This window comes from Flavobacterium sp. H122 (assembly GCF_004959765.1).
Classification (GTDB): domain Bacteria; phylum Bacteroidota; class Bacteroidia; order Flavobacteriales; family Flavobacteriaceae; genus Flavobacterium.
In genome coordinates this window covers 1-1,444 of sequence record NZ_SJZD01000030.1, presented here as the reverse complement: position 1 = coordinate 1,444, position 1,444 = coordinate 1, and the positions used below count along the sequence as shown (strand labels likewise).

1 protein-coding gene is annotated in these 1,444 nt (G+C 39.1%); it reads right to left on the bottom strand.

Annotated elements, in window-relative coordinates; translation table 11 throughout:
* Positions 1–1,305: type VI secretion system Vgr family protein (locus tag EZM65_RS15360; RefSeq protein WP_136669440.1), on the bottom strand; the 1,305-nt coding region annotated here is incomplete at its 3' end.
* Positions 1,306–1,444 lie beyond the last annotated feature (139 nt).

Genomic DNA, 1,444 nt, shown 5'->3' with positions numbered 1-1,444 from the left:
TTTTTCCGGATTGCCGCCTTCAAAGGAAACAAATACTTCTTCTCCTATTTCCGGTATAAAATAAAAACCTTTCCCCGAACCTGCATGCGGTGTCACCAATCGTGTCCAATCACTCTCATATCCCCAGAAGAATTTTACTTTAACGCGTCCCATACCCTGCGAATCGTTGTTATCGGTTACCACTGCACTTTGCGTTTCAGCTTTTGGATATAACAACGGATTGGTATAAGGCGGTACTTTTACGTCCCTTGGGATGGCATCAAACTGACATTCATAATGTCCGAATCCTTTCGAATAATGCTGTACTCCTGTTGCTATGAATTCACTTTCAATACTGTCTTTAACTATTGTTACTGTACCTCCTACCTGCAAAGGAATTTTGCTCAATCCGGAATACGTCAGTACATTAGCCTCTTTACTCTGTTGTGTCAGTTCCTGAATACGTGTTATATCCTGCGCATCATGTGCATTACTCACAAAAGCATGGTTGGCATTGCTTCTATCGTAAACATTCGATGAGGCCTGCTGGGCATTTTGCGCTATATAGCTCTGGGTATTACTTTGAGGCTCCAGATTTTGTGAACCTATTTCTGAGGCATAATTATAATCATATCCCTTGAAAGCTACTTTTTGAGGCCTTAAACGGCTTGTAATTTTAAAATTGTGAAGGTTAACCCCGTTGTTCAATGTTGCTTTTGTAGTTTTTATTTCTCCAAACTGCAGATAATCTCCATCATAATACATCCATTCGCCGTATTGAATAGCTAATCTTTGCAGAAACTGAAAATCCGTTTCATTATACTGTACGATATAAGCATATTTAGTTGAAAATCTTGTACGGACATTCATGCCGGTCAGGATTCCCTTTGGCATCGAATTGTCTATTTTCTTTACTATTTCTTCTATTGGGCGTGAAAAATAAGTCTCGCTCTGTTTGATTTCGTCCAATAGCACTGTTGGGCTTTCCCCAACAATTTGAAAACCTTTTGAAGCACCGTCATTGTCCAAAACCTCCATCTCGGTGATGATACCCTTGAAGTAAACATTCTCACCCCGGCCAGTATCTTTCAAGGTGATTATTACTTTGGCACCCATGTACTTCTTTATAAAATCGGCTTGATTCTTAAAGTCCATTACCACATCACCAATGCGCCAGGTAAAACTGAATCTGTGATGTCCTAAAAGACTCTGGTTAATCATTAAATTATAGTACACAACCGGCGATGGATAACTTCCCACCTGAATGCTGACTTTATCGGCCATCACATCCGAAATTTTCTTAACAAGATTTTGAACTGTACTCATAAGGTGTATATTTTATATGATATTACCGAAAAACGGTCTTTGTTTCCTGATTCAAAAAGGGATAAGTAAAAACTTACCTCCTTGTTTTTAGATTTCCAGTGTCCACGGTTTTCCTAAAACCGCTCCGCTGAAATCAATA